At 69.3% G+C, this 1,554-nt stretch carries 2 protein-coding genes; one reads left to right on the forward strand and one right to left on the reverse strand.

The window, feature by feature from the left end; translation table 11 throughout:
* Nucleotides 1-311 (forward strand): prolyl oligopeptidase family serine peptidase (locus EXE41_RS18455; protein ID WP_137691775.1); only part of this gene is annotated, 311 nt, incomplete at its 5' end.
* A gap of 1 nt (nucleotide 312) precedes the next feature.
* On the opposite strand, the gene EXE41_RS18460 is transcribed toward EXE41_RS18455, so the two are convergent.
* A complete protein-coding gene (locus EXE41_RS18460; protein WP_086217027.1) occupies nucleotides 313-993 on the reverse strand; it encodes a metallophosphoesterase in 681 nt (226 codons plus the stop codon).
* Nucleotides 994-1,554: the final 561 nt, after the last annotated feature.

Raw genomic sequence — 1,554 nt, forward strand, 5'->3', positions numbered from 1 at the left:
CGTACCACAGCGTCGATCCCGACGCGACCCACCCGCCCGTCTACTTCACCACGGCCGCGAGCGACACGCGCGTCCACCCCTCGCACGCCCGGAAGATGACCGCGCGGCTCCAGCACGAGGCCGAGGGCGGCCCCTTCCTCCTGCGGACCAAGTCAGAGACGGGCCACGGCGTCGGCAAGCCCGCCTCGATGGTCGTCGACGAGCAGACCGACTCGTGGGCGTTCCTCTACGAGCGGTTGGACGTGAAGGTCGGGAGCGACGATCGCGGCGTGGGCGGGGAGGCCGCCGGCGATCCCGCCGACGGCGCCTGACTCACTCCCCCTCGTAGAGGCGCTCGGCGGTCAGGTCCGGCAGGTCGGCCTCGCGGACCGCCTCGGCGACGCGGTCGATGTCGTACTCCACGCGATGCGTCTCGACCGCGTCGGCCCCGTCGGCCGTCGTGTCGAGGACCGCGTAGCCCGCCCGCGGGTCGCCGTCGCGGGGCTGGCCGACGCTGCCCGGGTTACAGACGAAGCCGCCGGCCACCTCGCGGACCCCCTGAACGTGGGTGTGGCCGAGGACGATCCCGTCGTACTCCCCCATGTGCCGGTCGAGGGTCGGGAAGTCGTCCGGGTAGACGTAGGCGTCCTCGCGCTCGGCGGCGGGGTGGGAGTGGGCGAGCAGGTACCGGTCGCCCCCGAACGTCTCCGTGCGCGGGAGAGCACCGATCCAGTCGCGCTGGTCGGCCGACAGCGACGCCTTCGCGCGTTCGAGCCCCGCCTCCGCCATCCGGTTGGCGCGGTAGCGCTCGGGGGTCTCGACGGTGCGGTCGTGGTTCCCGCGCACTGTCGCGGCCGCGACATCGCGCACGCGCTCGACGCAGTCGGCGGGCCACGGGTTGTAGCCGACCACGTCGCCCGCGCAGTAGATGCGGTCGACCGTCGGCATGTCGTCGAGGACCGTCTCCAGCGCGGGGAGGTTCGCGTGAACGTCCGAGATGAGACCGATCTTCATCGAGACGTGATTCGAATGGCGGGAGGGAATAGGTTGTGGCGAGAGGGGCCATAAGACGAGTGACCGGGGTGAGAGGTTTCGGGAGGCATTTCAATAGGTAGCCGCGGTGGTGCGTGCCTGCGAGCGGCCGCTGAAGGCGGCTGCGAGGAGCACGCGCGAGGGAGTCGGTGGTCCTCCGCTTCGCTTCGGACCACCGACAAGGCGAGAGCACCGCTTTCGCTTACAACCGGACGTAGTCCGGTGACGAGGCTGGGGAGCCGTGAGGTGCGGTGCGGTCGCGGTTGGGTAGGACTCGAAGGGGCAGTCGCGAGGCCGCAGTAGGCGACGTAAGCACCGCAGCGAGCGGAGCGAGCGAGGAGCGCAACGAGCGTACTGCGGCCTCGCGACTGGGGCTTCGGTGGTGTTCTCCACCGATTCGCAAACGACCGTTTGGGTCTGTTGACTCGATGGAAACGCTGCTACCCTAGCAGAGCGTGAAACAAGATATGGGGCGCAAGAGACCGACCTGGATTTCGTGCCACAGAGCACGTTCTGTTGACTGGTCCGTGTGCGAAAGAAGCC

The sequence above is a fragment of the Halorubrum sp. SD690R genome, from assembly GCF_005435035.1.
Classification (GTDB): domain Archaea; phylum Halobacteriota; class Halobacteria; order Halobacteriales; family Haloferacaceae; genus Halorubrum; species Halorubrum ezzemoulense.

What these genes read in the sequence shown, in the direction of transcription:
- EXE41_RS18460 (WP_086217027.1), bottom strand. Translation starts at nt 993, where the DNA reads ATGAAGATCGGTCTCATCTCGGACGTTCACGCGAACCTCCCCGCGCTG.